Source organism: Ohtaekwangia kribbensis (assembly GCF_042676245.1).
Taxonomy (GTDB): Bacteria; Bacteroidota; Bacteroidia; order Cytophagales; family Cyclobacteriaceae; genus Ohtaekwangia; species Ohtaekwangia kribbensis.
The window spans coordinates 350,037-366,617 of record NZ_JBHTKA010000007.1 but is presented as its reverse complement, the minus strand read 5'-3'; the positions used below and the strand labels follow the sequence as shown (position 1 = coordinate 366,617).

Here is a 16,581-nt window from a genome sequence, read left to right as displayed (position 1 = left end):
TGCTATATATATAATTAATCATGTCATTATGAACAGATACCATCTTTCGCAAATCAATGTATCCGACCACAGGCACTCCTCCATTTGCTTTTCGCTTGACCGAACCATGGGGGAAACACTCACCGGGACATTTGCTGACTTTGATGCTACCATGCTATCACCCGAACGTGATCTTTCAACGGCTGTTCTGAAGATGACTATATATACCGATAGTGTAAGGGCTAAGACTGCATGGATTGAAAGAAGATTCAAGGGATCATCCTGCTTTCGCGTGAACGAATACAGGACCATCACGTTTCAAAGTACCGATTGGGAACAAACGGGAGATAACGAGTATCTCCTGTATGGAAAATTCTGCCTGTGCGGAGTATCAAAATACGTGGTGTTTGAAATAACAAACCACAGCAACGCAACGCACGCGGACGAAAAAACAAAGCTCCTGAAACTTGAATTCAGGAGTACGATAAAACGATCTGATTTCAGGATCGCCCGGGGGATATCGTCCTGGGACATCAGTGATGAGATACAGCTATACGGCACGGTTGCGTTCCGGAAACAAGACAGCAAAACGTATAACCAACCTTCCGATCTTAACCAAGATCAAGTTTTGCCGCCAGGCTATTTCTCACATTTGTATCCAACGATTATATAAACCCATAACTGAAAGTATATACCATGGATATCCTGTTATTCAAAACCAATGTTGACAAGCGCGATCTGCCAGTACTTCAAATGGCCATGAACAGCGTTGCCGGAGTGAAAAAATGGACGATCGATCTGGATGATTGTGATAAGGTGTTACGTATTACCTGCAGGCATGTATCGGAAATATATATCGAGGTGCTTTTAAAATCCGAGGGATTTGAATGCACCCCGATGACGTATGAGATTTAGGATTGAACGAGAATCGTTACTTCATTATTTTTATATCCGAAAAGTAACCTTCCGTACCCACGTCTACAAATAAACCAATGCCTCCCTTCGCATCTGTACCGAGCTTCAGATCGTTGACAATAAGCGAGGGTTCCTTTTGATTATTCAGGTATAACTTTGCCTGCGAACCCTTCACGATTATCTTCATACGGATCCATTCCTTTAACCCTATATCTGCATAGGATTCATATTGCTCAGGAAATTCCTTTCGTAATCGTTGAAACTTATAGTCAGGGTAGGCGAAGTACTGAATACTATGGTTTCGCCTTACCTGGTCGCCAGCCCGGCCGTTGGCAGGACGTATATAGATGCATTCAAACTTCGAATTGTCATCGTTAATCCGGAAGGCAACACCTATAAATCCACGTGCAAACTCAGGGGCATCCTTCCGTAATGTACTGTATACATTAACCTCGATCGCGCCATCCTGGAATTCAACACCTTTCAGTTTAACAAAAGTAGGTTCATCAAATGTTTCTACGGTGGAATCTTTTATAACCTTTACAGCGCGCTTACCTTTCAATGTCTCAACCGACATCGATACCTTTACAGGCTCCAGCTTATTATTCGCCAATTGAATTGTTTGTGCTGATAATGAAAGATTACAGGCAATACCAGCAACCAGCGCCAGGATGTTTTTTTTCATAGTGCTTGATATAGTTTTTGTACGGAACCAATTAGTCCTTCTTAAGCCACGCGACCAAATCCTCCAACACATCAGCATTGATCTGATGTCCCATGGTATATTCGTGATACGTTAACGAAACGTTCAGGGTTTGCAGGAATGTCTTTGCCTGTTGGGCATAAAATACAGGCAACGTGCCGTCTTGCGTACCATGTGCCACAAATACTTTCAGGCGCGACAGTCTGTTATTTCCAGTTACAGATGCCTGTATGGTTTCCAGCACTCTCCCACTCAGCGCCATGATACCCCGCACTTGTTCCGGACTGGTGAGCCCTATACTATAACTCATGATTGCACCCTGGCTAAACCCACCTATATATACCTCATCGAGGCTATATTTCTGTTTCAGTTGCCCGATAAACTGTTTCAACAGTTCGCGGCTAGACAACTCCTGCCCGGCATTGATAACGGGTTTACCGGTAGAGAAGTCTACATTATACCAGGCATATCGGCCGGGTCCCAATGTATACTGGCCACGCGCTGCTACAATATAATAATCGCCCGGTAATTGGTCGGCCAGGCTAAATAAATCCTGCTCGTTGCTGCCAACACCATGCAAGAGTATAATTGCTTTGTGCGTGGACGTTTTCACCGTGGGTTGTCTCACCAGGTAATGCAGCGCCAGATTCTCAGAAGTATAATCTTCGTTTATGGATGTATGGGGCATGATCGTAGTGTTCGTTAACGTATTGATTAAAATAAAGACTATTTCATATAGCATGACTCAACCAAATTTTACGGACGTCATGGTAAGCGAACCGCCTACCGCCTGATCATTAAAGAAAGATATAGGGTCTTTACCCGTTGCCAGTCCTGCAGTATATAGCAGCGGCAGGTAATGTTCCGGTGTCGGTATAGCCAGCATTGCTTCTTTACCAAGCGCAGAGTAACTGATGAGCGCCTTGTGATTACCATCCATAATCAATTCCTTGAATTTATCGTTGATGGTTGTTGCCCATTCATACGCATATCCCTCCACATTTATTTTATCCCAGGCAACCATTCCAAGATTATGTACCATGTTACCGCTGCCCATGATCAACACACCTTTCTTACGAAGCGCATATAGTTCCTTTGCCAAATCGTAATGATACTGTGGTGCCTTCGTGTAATCAATGCTCAGTTGCAACACCGGTATATTCGCTTGCGGATACATGTGTCGCACAATAGTCCAGGTACCATGATCAAGCCCCCAGTCGTGATCCAGTTCAACGTGTGCCGAGTGAACCAAGGCAGCGGTCTCTTTGGCGAGAGCCGGGTTACCTGGTGCGGGGTATTGTACTTCGAACAGCGCTTTCGGAAAACCACCGAAGTCATGTATAGTTTCCGGAAAATCCATCGCAGTAATTTTAGTACCGCGGGTAAACCAGTGAGCCGATACAACCAGCACAGCTTTCGGTACAGGAATCTCTTTGGCCATCTGCGTCCATCGCCTGCTAAACGCTGTGTCTTCAATGCCATTCATAGGCGAACCATGTCCTACAAACAACACAGGCATAATCTGCTCCTGCTCTTCTAACGTATTAGTAAATTCCCGGAAAGCTGATAATGTTGTCATACCGATAGTTCCTGTTACAATTGACTTTATAAATTGACTACGTTTCATATATAACACTCCTTTGTAAATATACCGAAGATAAACAGAGGAGCCTCGCCACCGCTCCCCTGTTCACTATACTTTATTTAAGACCGAGTTGTGTGGCGTATGTTTGATTGTCCCAAAAGAGATGTTCTTCCTTCATCACACCATTCTCCCATATACCTACCGTGGCCATCGGCATTTTAAAAGCTTTGCCGGTGGGCTGTATAAATTTACCGTTTCCGATCGGCATAGGTTTGGTAAAGGTACCTTCGAAGACACCGGTTACCAGGGTATAATTTCCGGACCCGAATTTTATAGGGTGTTCTTTTATGCGTGTATCCGGTGCGTGAACAAATAACTTCTTCAGGTCTTCAATATGCACATCGATACCTTCTGTTACGTGTCCATCCGGCCAGTATACTTTAATGTTGGATGCATGACTCTCCTTCAGGCGATCCCACTTCTGATTACTGAACACATCAAAGTCCAATTCATCAAAGGTCTTCAGGTGTTTGGATATACTGTCATTCGAAGCTACCAGTTGAATCGCTATATTCTTCAAACTATCCACCTGGGTTTGAGAGTACGGTGATGATGCGCGCTGCTCACAGCTTTGTAAAACGATCAGCACGGCAAGAGAGGCGTAGAGCATACGCCATGAAGTAAAGTTGTTTGTTTTCATATTTATAGTTTTGTGTTTAGTTCAGATCAATGATGGAGTACTTTCCAACCGGCCAGCCAATTATAGTTATACTTCATGGACAGTTGAATGAGCAGCACCGTCATATTCTCCAGTGTGCGGCTAACGGAAAGATCGCCCGCGATAACCGGGTTGAGTCCGGTTGCACTTACAAGTTCAGCAACAGTTTGTAAAGCTTCCGGGTTGTTACCAGCTATAAAAGAATCTACCTGCTTGCCGTCCAGTACAGGTGTTGCGAAATCGGCAGCGAAAACTGTATTGAACGCCTTCACCACCTTTGAATTCGGTAATAACTTTTGCAACTCTTCTGCAGCGCTTGTATCCGGTGCAGTAGTCAGGCCATTGTAAGCGGCATTCAGCGGATTGGAAATACTGATCACGCTCTTCTGATTGGCGACTTTGCGAATCTTGTCTGCAACTTCTTTCTCGGCCGGGTAAGGAACGGCAACGATTATACTATCAGCTTCCCAACTTGCCTCAACAGTACAATCAACAGCTTCTATATCCGCTGCAGCGTTATGCCTGCGAATGTCCTGGACCAGTGCCTGTAGTTTTTCCTGGTTGTTGGCGCAAAGAAGCAACCGGTAATTACCTTTTGAAAGATTGCGTGCTATACCTGCACCCATGTTGCCGGTAGCACCAATTACCGCTATAGTTTGCTTTGTGTTCATACCTATTTTGTGTTTGATGATACAAAGCTACTATGGCAGCATACCGCGCTGCATTGCTTTCAGGCAAGAAAAACCATTGACTTTTGTCAATAAAACGGGCGAAGGGAATTACTTCCGGGTAGTCATTTTTTTGCGGGCACGACTTAGTGTTTCAGGCGTAAGTCCGAGGTAGGAGGCAATCATGTGTTGTGGTACGCGCTGTGCAATGTCAGGATACATCGTTGTAAAATTAGTATACCGTTCTTCGATGCTTAAACTGATGCTCGCGGTAAGTCTTCTTTGCAACGCTACATAAGCGCTTGTTATCAACACCCGGTTATACGTTTCATATTTAGGCTGGGTTTGCAGAAGCTCTTCATGCGCAGTCCTGGTTATGAGGATCAACTCGCTATCCTCCAACGCATCGATGTTATAGATAGCCGGTTCGCCTGTTAAGAAACTGAACAGGTCTGATATTGTCCAGCCCTCCACGGCAAATTGTATAATATGCTCGCTTCCGTTGTCCACAGAATACTCGCGCAGTGCACCTTTCTCAACAAATGCAAGCGTCTTGCAAATGTCTCCCTCCTGCAACAGGTATTGCCGCTTACGCAGCTTCTTGGGAGTGAGATACGACTTGATCTGCTGCTCTTCTTCAACAGACAGCGGAACTTTTTCTCTGAATTTCTGAAAGAATAAATCGTACATAGTCAACCGTGCTATGGGAAATGCCTGCTATACTATACATGGCTACCGGCAAACAATGTTAAAGTATATCCTGCTATCCGGCAAGTCTTATTCCGGTGAATTGCCATTGGTGCGGAGCATGAAAAAAATTACGGTATGTCGCCCGACTGTGGCCGGCAGGCGTAGCCACCGATGCACCACGCAACACCATCTGGTTAACCATGAACTTCCCGTTATACTCACCAATGGCTCCGGCCGCTCTCTTAAAGCGCGGGTATGGAAGGTATGCGCTGCCAGTCCACTCCCACCGTTGTCCCCAAGACAAAGCGGATGAAGCAACTTCCCATTCCGCTTCAGTGGGTAATCGTTTTCCGCTCCATGCTGCAAATGCCGATGCCTCGTAAAAACTTACGTGACAAACAGCACTGTGCAGATCAATCTGTTTAAGTCCCTGCAAAGTATAGTGCATCCACGCCCCATCTATGTTGTGCCAGTATAAAGGTGCTATGACTTTTTTTGTCTTTACCCAATCCCAACCTTCAGCGTGCCAGTGCCTGAAATCGCTATATCCGCCATCGTTTATAAACGCCAGGTATTCCGCATTGGTAACTAACGAAGTATAGATTGCATAGTCATCCAGGTATACTTTGTGCCGTCCGCACTCATTATCAAAACAGAATCCATCACCGGCATATCCTATCTCATATATACCAGCCGGAATACGCAGGGTGGCCGATGAAGACGTACCGGCAGACTTTGGAAAATCGTCATCCGGGTTATAGATCGGGAACAACGGATTGTGTCCTAATATATACTTGATGTCGGTATACAACAACTCCTGGTGTTGCTGTTCATGGTTTAAGCCGAGAACAATCGTGTCCCTCAGCGATTGATCAGTGATATGACTATCCAGAAATTTGACCATGTGCTGATCAACGTATTTCCGGTACTGATATACCTCCGCTACCGAGGGCCTGCTCAGGTTACCGCGGTCTGTCCGAATAACGCGTGCCCCAACCGTTTCATAATAACTATTGAATACAAAATTATACTGACTATCAAATTCCCGGTATTCTTTATCGTAAGGCTTCAGTATAAAAGTCTCAAAGAACCAAGTGGTGTGCCCGAGGTGCCACTTCGGTGGACTCACATCAACAATCGGCTGAACAACATAGTCTTCATTCCCCAAAGGAGTACATATATACTCCGTTTGCTTCCGTATGCGTGTATACTGCTCCAGTAAATCTGCATTCATGCGTGGGCTTGATTTGGTGATTAAAAGTATATTTATCGCGCGATCCAGATGACATCTACAAACCAGCGCTTCGAATCGAAAAACGTAGTATCCATGCTAAATCCGGAATTGGCAGCCAGCACTTCGATCTCCTTCATACTATATTTCTGTGATACTTCGGTAAATATCCATTCACCTTCTTGGAATGAAATGGGCGTACCGGCCACGGTTACTGTCTGCTCTGTACTGCTCACGAGGTAACTTTTGCAGGCTCCGGTTTCAGGATCGTACGTCTGGTAATGTGTAAACGTATCAAGATCGAAGTTACCATCCAGTTCACGGTTAATGCGTGTCAGCAAGTTCAGATTGAAGTCGCGGGTAATGCCTGCTTCATCGTTGTATGCGTTTAATATAGTCTGCGGGTTCTTCTTCAGATCAAAACCCATTAACACGATATCGCCTGGTTGCAGTGCATTTCGCAATTGGTCGCAGAACTTTTCCGCTTCGTATACCGGCATATTGCCAATGTTCGCTCCGAGAAACAGAACAACTTTACGATTGGCTGAAATTTTAGTAGCCTCCGCGAGCATATCAAAATACTCACCTTCCAGGCAAAGTATATTTAGTCCGTTAAGGTCTGCCAGACTTTCTTCGAGATAAGACAAAATGTTTCCCGATATATCAACCGGTATATAGGTAAACTCGCAGGGCTGTTCCTGTAACGCTCGCAGCAAGTGTCGCGATTTTATACCATCGCCTGCGCCAAGTTCAATAAGGTCAAAGGGCTGCTTATCTTTCATTGTAATTGCCCTGACAAGATCGGCAGCCTGCCCGCGAAATATTTCCAATTCACAACGTGTAACATAGTACTCGGGGCAATGCATGATCTGCTGAAACAAAGCATCGCCTTTTGCATCATAAAAATATTTGGAGCTTAAACGCTTCGTTCCGGACTTTAATCCTTTCAGCACATCTTCGCGAAACTGCAACACGCGATCTTCTTCGCGAACATCCGGCTGCAGATCGTGTGCTGTTGGCATGGGTGGTATATTTAACATAACCATTGGGTTAAGGAACAACAACAATTTTTCCGGTTGCAGTATTGCTATCCATCAGTTGATGGGCTTCTCTGATCTGATCCAGTGTGAATACACGGCTCACATTTAAGCTGATCTTTCCTGCTTCTGCATCATCAATAAAATTCTGAAAGTGACGACTGTCTACTTTTGTCCCGCCACTGTCGTATACCGTGAGGTTAACGGTGGATGGTATAAATTCCATAGGCGAAAAATCTTTTACCGACCACTGTTCTGAAAGCATACCCGTCATACAAACCGTACCGCCCGGCTTTACACATTGCAACGAGTCGCGCAACGTAGGTATACCCACAAGCTCCAGTACCTTATCGACACCTTCCGGAAATTTTGCATGTATAGCATCGGCCAGTTTACCATCATCGATCAACACTTCGTCAGCACCGTTCTTTCGGAGTATATCTTCTTTCACAGCACTTCGTGTAGTAGCAATAACCGTGAGTCCGCTGTTTTTGGCCAGCTGTGTTGCCAGCATACCAATGGAAGATGTACCGCCACGAACCAGTAATTTTTCTCCGTGTGCTATCTTCAATGCAAGATAAAGGGAGCCATACGTGGTCTGAAACATTTCCGGAAATGCACCGAGCTGTTCCCAGGGTAAACGGCTCGTAAACGGAAATACAATTGACTTCGGCAGCACCGTATATTCGGCATAACTTCCATCGTAGAGTCTGCCCATCTCTCCCATAAGCGCTGCCACTGGTTGTCCTTTTATAAATTCTCCCGAAGGATCAACCTCCACTTCGCCCACGCATTCAATGCCGAGTATACGGGGGAACTTCACGTTGGGAGAAAAACCTTTACGCGTCATGAGCTCGGATCGGTTGAGACCAAACGCTTTCACTTTTATCAACACCTGTCCCGCACCAGCTGCAGGTACAGGTCTTTCTTCTACGACAAAATTTTCCGGTCCGCCCGGTTTATAAAGTACGGCAGCTTTCATATCGTATATATAGTTTGAGGGACTAACTCTATTTCACTGCATTGAACATATAGCGGTATATTTTCCATATACCTTGCTCCCTGCGCAACACGAGGAGATCACGACTTGTTTTGGTGACTTCCTTTTGTTCTTTCAAATTACGCGTGGTGGTGGTGGATGTTGATTGTACAAAAGCGAACTCGCCCTGAACAACAACATCTTTTACCTGAAAGTTGATCGAGAATTTTTCGTTCTTTAAAAACGTGCCCGCTTTCGAAATCAAATGTTGCTTGTCAATGGTGCGATAACCATTCGGGAAGAATAAACCATCCGAACTATACAGATCGATAATGGTTTGAGAGTCGGCTGTATTCAACGCTTTGCCGTACGCGTTGATCACAGCATGAATTGCCTGTGTTTCGTTTGAAGTGCTCATATGTTCGATATTGATTTGAGACCGATACAAAGTTGAGCCATTGACAGCACAGCGCCCTATAATGAAAATTAAGAAATACTCTTAAACTTGTTTAAGACTGCAATGATACAGGGCTGTCCATACCGCGTACCCGCAACGTTGCAAGGCATCAACGTTTTTCAGAAAGCGACTTTCTGATCTTGCTCAGAAACTCCGGTGTAACTCCGAGATACGAGGCTATTTGTGTGGACGGAAGGCGATTGTAGAGATGCGGATATTGTTCCATGAAAGCTGTATACCGTTCTTCGGCAGTCGAGCTGATGTTTTGAAGCACGCGGTTTTGTAACTCAACAAACTTGTTTTCAATGATTACCCGGAAGTTACGATCGAACTTGTGATGATGGGTATACAGGTGTATCAGGTCTTTGTGTTCGATCTGTAATATATGCGATGGCTCGATGGCTTCTATAAAAAGATGACTCGGCTTTTCAGAGAAGAAACTTCCGATGTCGGTGATCCAGTCGTTCTCGGCAGCGAACTGTATATTATACTCCGTACCTTTTCGATCCACAGCATACATGCGAAAACATCCGCTGGCTATAAATGTATAGTGCTTGCATACATCACCCTCCTGCAGAATGAATTGTCGCCTGCGTATTCTCCGGGCGCGCATGCGCTCGCGCAGTTCGTTCTTCTCGCTCGCCTTTAAGGGTATAATATTCCGGAAGTACTGGAATAAAATATTCAACGCTTCCTCGAAGTCTGACGCAGTGTCTTTGCCTGGTGTAACGCTCATGGATATGAATACCTTCTGGATACCGGGACAACAACCATCCGTTGTCCTAAAGTATAAAGTTGGTCAAAATATAGCAGTTACTAAAATTACCGGATGTGTGACCGAAGGAAGAATATAGAATTAATTATGACGATCAATCGTAAACTGTACCAACTGGATCAATGATCGTTTATAGTCTGATTCCGGAAAGCGTTCTAAAAGCTGAAGTGCATCGCGGTGATATTTATTCATCACTCCTTCGGCATATTGAATACCGCCCGAGCGCTTCACAAAATCAATTACCTCTTTTACTTTCCTGGGTTTTCCGCTTTCGTTCTTGACGATGCTGATGATCTTGCGTTTCTCAAGCCAGCTTGCCTTCGACAGCGCGTGGATGAGTGGCAACGTCATCTTCTTCTCCTTGATATCTATACCAACGGGTTTACCGATTTCATCTTCACCGTAATCAAACAAGTCGTCTTTTATCTGAAACGCCATGCCGATCTTCTCACCAAATTCACGCATCAGCCTGGTGGCTTCCTCGCCTGCTCCGGAAGAGCTCGCGCCCACGGCACAACATGAAGCAATCAGCGAAGCTGTCTTCTGGCGGATAATTTCGTAGTATATATCTTCAGTAATGTTGAGCTTGCGCGACTTCTCCATCTGCAACAATTCGCCTTCGCTCATCTCGCGCACAGCATCGGATACGATGCTTAACAAATTAAAGTCCTTGTTGCCCACTGATAACAGGAGTCCTTTGGCCAGCAGAAAATCACCAACCAGAACGGCTACCTTATTTTTCCAAAGCGCGTTTACCGAGAAGAAACCTCTGCGATAGTTAGCCTCGTCCACCACATCATCGTGAACCAGTGTGGCGGTGTGCAACAGTTCGATAAGCGAAGCTCCGCGATAGGTGGACTCACTGATCTGCCCGCACGTGCCAGCACTCAGGAAAACAAACATCGGCCGCATTTGTTTGCCCTTACGCTTAACAATGTAGCTCATGATCTTATCGAGCAAGAGTATACGGGTTTTCATGGAAGCCCGAAACTTCTGCTCAAACTCCTCCATCTCGCGTGCAATCGGAGCCTTTATATTGTCCAACTTTAAAGACATGTGCGCAAGTATAAGCAATTCGGCCCATACGTTATATAGTCGTTAATGGTTAATCGTTAATTGTTATTCGCTAAAGGGGCTTTTACAGATAACAATTAACGGATAACGTGTAACAGTTAACCGATAACAATTAACGGCCGCCAGGTGCTTGACAATTGCTTGTGAACTGCCGTATTTAGCCGCATGAACCTTGTTGGAAATTTCTGGAATGACATCTTTTTCGCCATCATCGTTTTTGTGGTGGCCATTATTATCGCGCGAGTACTCCGATATATTATAGGGCGACTGGTAAAAGGTGCCTCCAGCAAACTGAAGGTAGATCCGACCAAGTATAATTTCCTTAAAAATGCTGTAGAGTTTATCGTTTATATCATCGCGCTCATTATTATTTTCAATTCCATACCCAAGCTCAAGAGCTATGGTACGGCTTTGTTTGCCGGGGCTGGTGTGCTGGCTGCCATCGTAGGTTTTGCTTCGCAATCAGCTTTCTCCAATATCGTGAGCGGTATCTTTATTGTTATGTTCAGACCTTTCAGTGTGGGCGATCGTGTTCGCGTAGGACAGTTATATAGCGGAGATGTAGAAGATATAACACTTCGCCATACCGTGATCAAGGATTTTGAGAACAGACGTATTGTTATACCGAACTCGGTTATTAACAACGAAACCATCATCAACTCGTCTTTGTCGCACGAAAATCTTTGCATCTTTATAGAGATGGGTGTCTCATTCGACAGCGATGTTGACCAAGCCATGCGTGTGTTGCAGGAAGAGACGATGAAGCATCCCGACTGTGTTGATAACCGAACGCAGGAAGAGATTGAGAGTGGTGTTCCGCAGGTAAATGTTCGATTAATAAATATTACTGAAACTGCGATGCAGCTTCGCGCCTATGGCTGGGCCCGGAATCCTTCTGACGGGTTTAACCTGAAATGCGATGTACTGAAAAATACCAAGCGCAGATTTGACGAAGCCGGTATCTCGCTCGCCTATCCGCAACGGATGGTCTATATCAAAGACAATAATGCTACCCGAAACTAAATGAACCCGCAAAAGACTCCCTCTACCTCCACACCGGCAGACTGCGAAATACTGGAGCTGATATCCTATAACCGGGAGTTATATGATAAATATACTGCTACATCTGTTGATACGGTCTTCACCCACATAAAGAAAGACCGGGTTAATTGGATCAATGTGGACGGTCTTAACAACCAGGATATCATCGAGAAAATACAGTCACACTTCTGTCTGCATTCACTCCTGATCGATGATGTATTGAGCGACCAGCGTCCCAAAGCAGAAGAGTTTGATGACTATCTTTTCTTTACACTCAAGATGCTATACCGCATTGACGGTACGGCTATTGATTACGAACAGATCAGTTTTGTTTTAGGTAAAGATTACCTGATCTCCTTCCAGGAGAAAGAAGGTGACTGGTTTGATGGCTTCCGCGAACGCATTCGTCTTGATCAGGGCCGCGTGCGCAAGAAGCAGGCAGACTACCTGCTATACCGCCTCATCGATATCATTGTTGATAATTACTATAATGTACTCGATCGCATTGGCGACCTGATCGATGAGACCGAGGAAACCGTATATCAGAACCCTTCCACGCGCACGTTTACAAGAATACAGAACCTGAAAAAGGAACTCATCTTTCTGCGCAAAGCATTATTCCCGCTGCGCGATGCACTGAGTAAAATTGTAAAAGGAGAATCTGATTTTGTAAAGGAAGAGAACCTTCGCTTTTTCTCGGATGTATACGAGCACGTTATACACCTTACCGATTCACTGGATACCTATAAAGATCTCGTATCAAGTCTTACGGATATTCACATCAACGCGATGAATACCAAAATGAACGAGGTTATGAAAGTGCTTACCGTGATCTCGACTATATTTATTCCGCTAACATTTATTGTAGGTGTATACGGTATGAACTTCAAACACATGCCTGAACTCGACTGGACCTGGGGCTACTACGGAGTATGGGGAATAATGATCGTAATGGTAGTGGGAATGCTGGCGTTTTTCCGGTATAAGAAGTGGTTCTAGCTATCGTGTTGGTGTGTTGATGTGTTCATGTGTTGAGGTTGACGGTTCTATACCGAACCTCAACACCTCAACACATGAACACTTCAGCACATGCGTTAGAGTTTTTTCTCTAACTCAGTAATTTTATCCTGTGCTTCGTTCTTGCCGAGTGACAGGGCTTTCTTATAGAGTTCTACAGCTTCGCGGTATGTTTCTTTCTTCTTGCGTGGCGCAAGTTTGGTACGGTTCGCTGCTTCTTCTACAGCCTGGCCTCTTGCAAAGTATGCATCAGCTTCAGACATTTTGCTGGAGATCATCAATTCCTGTACACGTGCTTCGATCAATGCCAGTTCCTGAGATTTTGCTTCGATCTGTGTTTGCTTGTCGGCCAGTTCAGCTTCCTGCATGCTTACGGTAGTGATCAGGTTCTGATTTTCGCTGCGGTATTTTTCAACCTGCTCCTGTAAAGCCGCTATATCCTGCGTCTTGCTTTCCAGTTGTTCGCGAAGATTCTTGATCAACTTGGCGTTGGCACTGTTCTTGGCTTTGGAAGATGCAAGTGATTTGTCAAGCTCATCCAGTTTACGTTGTGTATCCTTCACATAGCCGTTGATGTCTTTCATACGTGAAGTATAGTCTTCGTAGGTTGTTCCTTCAACCATATTTACCCGCAGGAGTTGACGGCTGGCATCAATAGAGTCCATCAGTGTACCAACTTCGGTTAACGTTTCCGCCATCTTCTGGCTGGTCTCAAGTTCTACCTTGAGTGAATCTACCTGCGACCGTAACGCATCTTTTTCTTTTGTGTCACAGCCGGCTATCATAACAACGATAGGCAGGGCGTAAGCAAGCTTTCTAAGCATAAATGATTTTTTTGAGGTTATTAAACAAAAATACACCTGATTTGGCAGCGTTGTGATTACCCTGTCACAAATTATTTTAGAACTGCGCCAAACAGACGAAAATTACGATGATCAGCCAGCTAGAACATTCTTTCTTTTTCTTTTTTGTGATTGCAGGAAGGGGGTTAAATTTGCGACCGTTTTTAGAAACTTTCGCCCCTATATACATGCCCATGTTAATTATCACGCACCCGCGTATTGCAGATCTGGGCAAGCCCCGTATCGTCATGATTGGTGGTGGAGCGGGTGGCTTGGCAGCCTATAAAGAATGGAAAGCATCAAAAACACAGAATGTTCGGGATGCATATAGTCAAAACTCCCTTCCTTTATTCGTATACCCGAACGTTGTATCAAATCCTATAGCATCCTCTTTTTATACATACATTGGCAGGCAAAAACGTTTCCTGAACCATCTTGTGGAAGCAACTCCACGGCTGGTACAGGGTATGGTAGACAAAGCTGCAAGCAACACCTGGAGGTATCTCCGACAGACAGGAGTAAATCTATATATGATCGGGAACGTAATCAGCGGTAAAACACCAAAGATTCTACCCGACAACATGTTGAACCTTCATCCCGGCAGCAACCGGTTGGTATGGAAGTTTACCCCTGTGCTGCCAGTTACAAACTTCCTCGATAAACTCTGTGTCCGGGCGGGACTAACGAGTTACATCCTGTACATCAAGAGCAACAGACTAATCATCGCGCGTCTAAAAGGCTGCGCACTATAAATATGGCTGATTCGGCAAATAAACATCTTACACCTTTATCCGTTGGGGGCGTTCTCGTTTCACTGGGAATTATATACGGAGATATAGGTACCTCTCCGTTATATGTATTCAAGGCAATCGTTGGTACGCAAACTATAAACGAAGACCTGATTCTGGGAGGACTCTCCTGCGTTTTCTGGACACTCACACTCATCACCACGCTCAAGTATGTATACCTCGCACTCAACGCGGATAACAAAGGTGAAGGTGGAATTTTCGCTTTATACGCACTCGTAAGAAGGTATAAAGCTGCCTGGGTAATTTTTCCGGCTGTGATCGGTTGCTGTACCCTCATTGCCGATGGCTTTATTACCCCGGCCATCAGTGTGTCGTCTGCTATAGAAGGGTTGCGTATACTCAACCCGGAAATACCAACGGTATCCATCGTGATTGCCATCATGATTGCACTGTTTGTATTCCAGCAGTTTGGTACCAGCGTAGTCGGTAAAACCTTCGGTCCTATCATGACCATCTGGTTTCTTACCATCGCTATATTTGGTATCCTGCAGTTCTACGATCACCCGCAGATATTCCGCGCGCTCAATCCATACTATGCGTATCACCTGATTGCCGAGTACCCGAAGGGATTCTGGTTACTGGGTGCTGTATTCCTCTGTACTACCGGGGCGGAAGCACTATATTCTGATTTAGGACACTGCGGAAAAGAAAATATACGTGTAGGCTGGGCCTATGTAAAGATAGCGTTGCTCTGTAATTACTTCGGACAGGGTGCCTGGCTGCTCGATCACCAGGGCACAACGCTCGGAGATAAAATTCCATTCTATGCCATCATCCCGGAAGGATTCCTCATCTTCGGTATCATCATTGCCACCATGGCTGCGATCATTGCCAGCCAGGCGTTGATCTCCGGTACATTTACACTGGTGAACGAAGCGATGAAACTGAAACTCTGGCCTTCTACCCGTGTACGTTACCCAAGCACGGTAAAAGGACAGATATATATACCGGCTATCAACTGGATATTACTGGCCGGATGTATAGCCGTAGTATTAATGTTCAGGGAGTCTGCTGCCATGGAAGGTGCCTACGGATTGGCCATCATGATCAACATGCTCATGACGACTTCGCTGCTGGTATTCTATTTCATGACTGCCAAGAAATCGAAGTTCCGTTCTTCAGGACTGGCCATACTTTTCTTTTCGCTCGAGGGAATGTTCCTTGTATCGAACCTCGATAAGTTTCAACATGGCGGATGGTTTACATTCCTCATCGCGGTATTGTTCTTCGTAATGATGTATGTATTGCTGCATGCCCGCTGGCTGCGCGAACGCCATACCGAGTTTGTCGATCTGAAACATTATGTTGGTATGATTCAGGATCTGCAGGCGGATACAACCGTGCCCAAAGAAGCGAGCAACCTGGTATACCTCGCCATGGCCGACAGCAAGCGCTATATAGATTCAAACATTATATACTCGATCTTCAAGAAAAGACCGAAGCGAGCCGATGTATTCTGGTTTGTTCACGTAGATACAGTGGACAGTCCGTTTACCAGTAAATATGTAGTGGACACGATCATTCCCAAGCGATGCTTCTTCGTACGGATCAAACTCGGATTCAAGACCAACCACCGGGTAAATCTGCTGTTCAATAAAATCATTCACGAGATGGCCGATGCCGGTGAGATCGATCTTACCAGCTCCTACCCTTCGCTGCACAAGTATAGCATGATGGCCGATTTCAAATTCATCATCTTACATTCATGGGCTTCCTCCGACAGCGAGATATCTTCCTTCGACCGTCTCATCATACAAGGCTATAGATTACTCAAAGAATATAGTCTCAGCACGGAAGAACTATACGGTATAGAAGCCGCCAACCTCGAGGTAGAGAAAGTACCGATCCAGGTAGGACCACAGGCGCGGGTGAAGATCAAGCGCGAACGCGAAGACTGATGCACGTAGGCACGTGCTTACGTGTTTAGGTGGGTACGTGTTTGGGTGTTTTTGTGTTGGGGTGTTCATGTGTTGAAGTGTTGATGTTGATGGAGCGCTTTGCGCGTTTGTTTAATCCATAACATCAACACTTTTTTCGTATATACTTTTATATACTCCATCC

The 16,581-nt window shown here is 45.1% G+C and carries 19 protein-coding genes; 6 read left to right on the top strand and 13 right to left on the bottom strand.

Going from position 1 to position 16,581, the window contains the following annotated elements; all coding sequences use genetic code 11:
* The first annotated feature begins 28 nt into the window (after positions 1 to 28).
* Positions 29 to 652, top strand: a complete 624-nt coding sequence (locus ACFQ21_RS16750) for a YceI family protein (RefSeq protein WP_377580430.1) — start codon at positions 29 to 31, stop codon at positions 650 to 652.
* Between the two features lie 23 nt (positions 653 to 675).
* Positions 676 to 894, top strand: a complete 219-nt coding sequence (locus tag ACFQ21_RS16745; protein ID WP_377580429.1) for a hypothetical protein — start codon at positions 676 to 678, stop codon at positions 892 to 894.
* 16 nt (positions 895 to 910) lie between these two features.
* Here the strand turns inward: ACFQ21_RS16745 and ACFQ21_RS16740 are convergent, their stop codons facing one another.
* From ACFQ21_RS16740 to ACFQ21_RS16685, 12 genes are all read right to left on the bottom strand, one after another.
* The gene (locus ACFQ21_RS16740) at positions 911 to 1,579 is read right to left on the bottom strand and encodes a family 16 glycoside hydrolase (RefSeq protein ID WP_377580428.1); all 669 of its coding nucleotides are present in this window, start codon (positions 1,577 to 1,579) and stop codon (positions 911 to 913) included.
* A 31-nt stretch (positions 1,580 to 1,610) separates the two neighbouring features.
* Positions 1,611 to 2,339 (bottom strand): alpha/beta hydrolase, encoded by a 729-nt coding sequence (locus ACFQ21_RS16735; RefSeq protein ID WP_377580427.1) that lies wholly within the window; start codon positions 2,337 to 2,339, stop codon positions 1,611 to 1,613.
* Positions 2,340 to 2,342: 3 nt separating this feature from the next.
* Positions 2,343 to 3,176: a 4,5-DOPA-extradiol-dioxygenase gene (gene ygiD / locus ACFQ21_RS16730; protein WP_377582031.1), complete on the bottom strand. Its 834-nt coding sequence runs from the start codon at positions 3,174 to 3,176 to the stop codon at positions 2,343 to 2,345.
* A gap of 121 nt (positions 3,177 to 3,297) precedes the next feature.
* Positions 3,298 to 3,882 (bottom strand): ester cyclase, encoded by a 585-nt coding sequence (locus ACFQ21_RS16725; protein WP_377580426.1) that lies wholly within the window; start codon positions 3,880 to 3,882, stop codon positions 3,298 to 3,300.
* 26 nt (positions 3,883 to 3,908) lie between these two features.
* Positions 3,909 to 4,571: an NADPH-dependent F420 reductase gene (locus ACFQ21_RS16720; protein ID WP_377580425.1), complete on the bottom strand. Its 663-nt coding sequence runs from the start codon at positions 4,569 to 4,571 to the stop codon at positions 3,909 to 3,911.
* 108 nt (positions 4,572 to 4,679) lie between these two features.
* Positions 4,680 to 5,258 (bottom strand): Crp/Fnr family transcriptional regulator, encoded by a 579-nt coding sequence (locus ACFQ21_RS16715; RefSeq protein WP_377580424.1) that lies wholly within the window; start codon positions 5,256 to 5,258, stop codon positions 4,680 to 4,682.
* 73 nt (positions 5,259 to 5,331) lie between these two features.
* The gene (egtB, locus tag ACFQ21_RS16710; protein WP_377580423.1) at positions 5,332 to 6,492 is read right to left on the bottom strand and encodes an ergothioneine biosynthesis protein EgtB; all 1,161 of its coding nucleotides are present in this window, start codon (positions 6,490 to 6,492) and stop codon (positions 5,332 to 5,334) included.
* A gap of 32 nt (positions 6,493 to 6,524) precedes the next feature.
* Complete coding sequence (egtD, locus tag ACFQ21_RS16705) at positions 6,525 to 7,529, bottom strand: L-histidine N(alpha)-methyltransferase (RefSeq protein WP_377580422.1); 1,005 nt, start codon at positions 7,527 to 7,529, stop codon at positions 6,525 to 6,527.
* 10 nt (positions 7,530 to 7,539) lie between these two features.
* The gene (locus tag ACFQ21_RS16700) at positions 7,540 to 8,508 is read right to left on the bottom strand and encodes a zinc-binding alcohol dehydrogenase family protein (RefSeq protein ID WP_377580421.1); all 969 of its coding nucleotides are present in this window, start codon (positions 8,506 to 8,508) and stop codon (positions 7,540 to 7,542) included.
* Between the two features lie 28 nt (positions 8,509 to 8,536).
* Entirely contained in the window at positions 8,537 to 8,923 is a 387-nt protein-coding gene (locus ACFQ21_RS16695) for a YybH family protein (protein ID WP_377580420.1), read from the bottom strand.
* Positions 8,924 to 9,071: 148 nt separating this feature from the next.
* Positions 9,072 to 9,698 carry a Crp/Fnr family transcriptional regulator gene (locus ACFQ21_RS16690; RefSeq protein WP_377580419.1) on the bottom strand — a complete coding sequence of 209 codons (627 nt, stop codon included), beginning with the start codon at positions 9,696 to 9,698 and terminating at the stop codon, positions 9,072 to 9,074.
* Positions 9,699 to 9,818: 120 nt separating this feature from the next.
* The gene (locus tag ACFQ21_RS16685) at positions 9,819 to 10,793 is read right to left on the bottom strand and encodes a polyprenyl synthetase family protein (protein WP_377580418.1); all 975 of its coding nucleotides are present in this window, start codon (positions 10,791 to 10,793) and stop codon (positions 9,819 to 9,821) included.
* A gap of 183 nt (positions 10,794 to 10,976) precedes the next feature.
* Here ACFQ21_RS16685 and ACFQ21_RS16680 point away from each other — a divergent pair, with 183 nt between their 5' ends.
* Together ACFQ21_RS16680 and corA are read left to right on the top strand one after the other, a co-directional pair.
* The gene (locus tag ACFQ21_RS16680; protein ID WP_377580417.1) at positions 10,977 to 11,834 is read left to right on the top strand and encodes a mechanosensitive ion channel family protein; all 858 of its coding nucleotides are present in this window, start codon (positions 10,977 to 10,979) and stop codon (positions 11,832 to 11,834) included.
* Positions 11,835 to 12,851 (top strand): magnesium/cobalt transporter CorA, encoded by a 1,017-nt coding sequence (gene corA / locus ACFQ21_RS16675; RefSeq protein WP_377580416.1) that lies wholly within the window; start codon positions 11,835 to 11,837, stop codon positions 12,849 to 12,851.
* A 95-nt stretch (positions 12,852 to 12,946) separates the two neighbouring features.
* Here the strand turns inward: corA and ACFQ21_RS16670 are convergent, their stop codons facing one another.
* Positions 12,947 to 13,693 carry a hypothetical protein gene (locus ACFQ21_RS16670; protein ID WP_377580415.1) on the bottom strand — a complete coding sequence of 249 codons (747 nt, stop codon included), beginning with the start codon at positions 13,691 to 13,693 and terminating at the stop codon, positions 12,947 to 12,949.
* A 212-nt stretch (positions 13,694 to 13,905) separates the two neighbouring features.
* Between ACFQ21_RS16670 and ACFQ21_RS16665 the strand changes: the two genes are divergently transcribed.
* Together ACFQ21_RS16665 and ACFQ21_RS16660 are read left to right on the top strand one after the other, a co-directional pair.
* Positions 13,906 to 14,463, top strand: a complete 558-nt coding sequence (locus tag ACFQ21_RS16665) for a hypothetical protein (RefSeq protein ID WP_377580414.1) — start codon at positions 13,906 to 13,908, stop codon at positions 14,461 to 14,463.
* Positions 14,464 to 14,465: 2 nt separating this feature from the next.
* Positions 14,466 to 16,418, top strand: coding sequence for a KUP/HAK/KT family potassium transporter (locus ACFQ21_RS16660; protein ID WP_377580413.1), 1,953 nt, complete (start codon positions 14,466 to 14,468; stop codon positions 16,416 to 16,418).
* The last annotated feature ends 163 nt before the right edge of the window (positions 16,419 to 16,581 follow it).

What these genes read in the sequence shown, in the direction of transcription:
- egtB (WP_377580423.1), bottom strand. Translation starts at nt 6,492, where the DNA reads ATGAATGCAGATTTACTGGAGCAGTATACACGCATACGGAAGCAAACG.
- ACFQ21_RS16735 (WP_377580427.1), bottom strand. Translation starts at nt 2,339, where the DNA reads ATGCTATATGAAATAGTCTTTATTTTAATCAATACGTTAACGAACACT.
- ACFQ21_RS16725 (WP_377580426.1), bottom strand. Translation starts at nt 3,882, where the DNA reads ATGAAAACAAACAACTTTACTTCATGGCGTATGCTCTACGCCTCTCTT.
- ACFQ21_RS16720 (WP_377580425.1), bottom strand. Translation starts at nt 4,571, where the DNA reads ATGAACACAAAGCAAACTATAGCGGTAATTGGTGCTACCGGCAACATG.
- ACFQ21_RS16695 (WP_377580420.1), bottom strand. Translation starts at nt 8,923, where the DNA reads ATGAGCACTTCAAACGAAACACAGGCAATTCATGCTGTGATCAACGCG.
- ACFQ21_RS16665 (WP_377580414.1), top strand. Translation starts at nt 13,906, where the DNA reads ATGTTAATTATCACGCACCCGCGTATTGCAGATCTGGGCAAGCCCCGT.
- ACFQ21_RS16750 (WP_377580430.1), top strand. Translation starts at nt 29, where the DNA reads ATGAACAGATACCATCTTTCGCAAATCAATGTATCCGACCACAGGCAC.
- corA (WP_377580416.1), top strand. Translation starts at nt 11,835, where the DNA reads ATGAACCCGCAAAAGACTCCCTCTACCTCCACACCGGCAGACTGCGAA.
- ACFQ21_RS16685 (WP_377580418.1), bottom strand. Translation starts at nt 10,793, where the DNA reads ATGTCTTTAAAGTTGGACAATATAAAGGCTCCGATTGCACGCGAGATG.
- ACFQ21_RS16740 (WP_377580428.1), bottom strand. Translation starts at nt 1,579, where the DNA reads ATGAAAAAAAACATCCTGGCGCTGGTTGCTGGTATTGCCTGTAATCTT.
- ACFQ21_RS16690 (WP_377580419.1), bottom strand. Translation starts at nt 9,698, where the DNA reads ATGAGCGTTACACCAGGCAAAGACACTGCGTCAGACTTCGAGGAAGCG.
- ACFQ21_RS16660 (WP_377580413.1), top strand. Translation starts at nt 14,466, where the DNA reads ATGGCTGATTCGGCAAATAAACATCTTACACCTTTATCCGTTGGGGGC.
- ACFQ21_RS16680 (WP_377580417.1), top strand. Translation starts at nt 10,977, where the DNA reads ATGAACCTTGTTGGAAATTTCTGGAATGACATCTTTTTCGCCATCATC.
- ygiD (WP_377582031.1), bottom strand. Translation starts at nt 3,176, where the DNA reads ATGACAACATTATCAGCTTTCCGGGAATTTACTAATACGTTAGAAGAG.
- ACFQ21_RS16700 (WP_377580421.1), bottom strand. Translation starts at nt 8,508, where the DNA reads ATGAAAGCTGCCGTACTTTATAAACCGGGCGGACCGGAAAATTTTGTC.
- ACFQ21_RS16670 (WP_377580415.1), bottom strand. Translation starts at nt 13,693, where the DNA reads ATGCTTAGAAAGCTTGCTTACGCCCTGCCTATCGTTGTTATGATAGCC.
- ACFQ21_RS16745 (WP_377580429.1), top strand. Translation starts at nt 676, where the DNA reads ATGGATATCCTGTTATTCAAAACCAATGTTGACAAGCGCGATCTGCCA.
- egtD (WP_377580422.1), bottom strand. Translation starts at nt 7,529, where the DNA reads ATGTTAAATATACCACCCATGCCAACAGCACACGATCTGCAGCCGGAT.
- ACFQ21_RS16715 (WP_377580424.1), bottom strand. Translation starts at nt 5,258, where the DNA reads ATGTACGATTTATTCTTTCAGAAATTCAGAGAAAAAGTTCCGCTGTCT.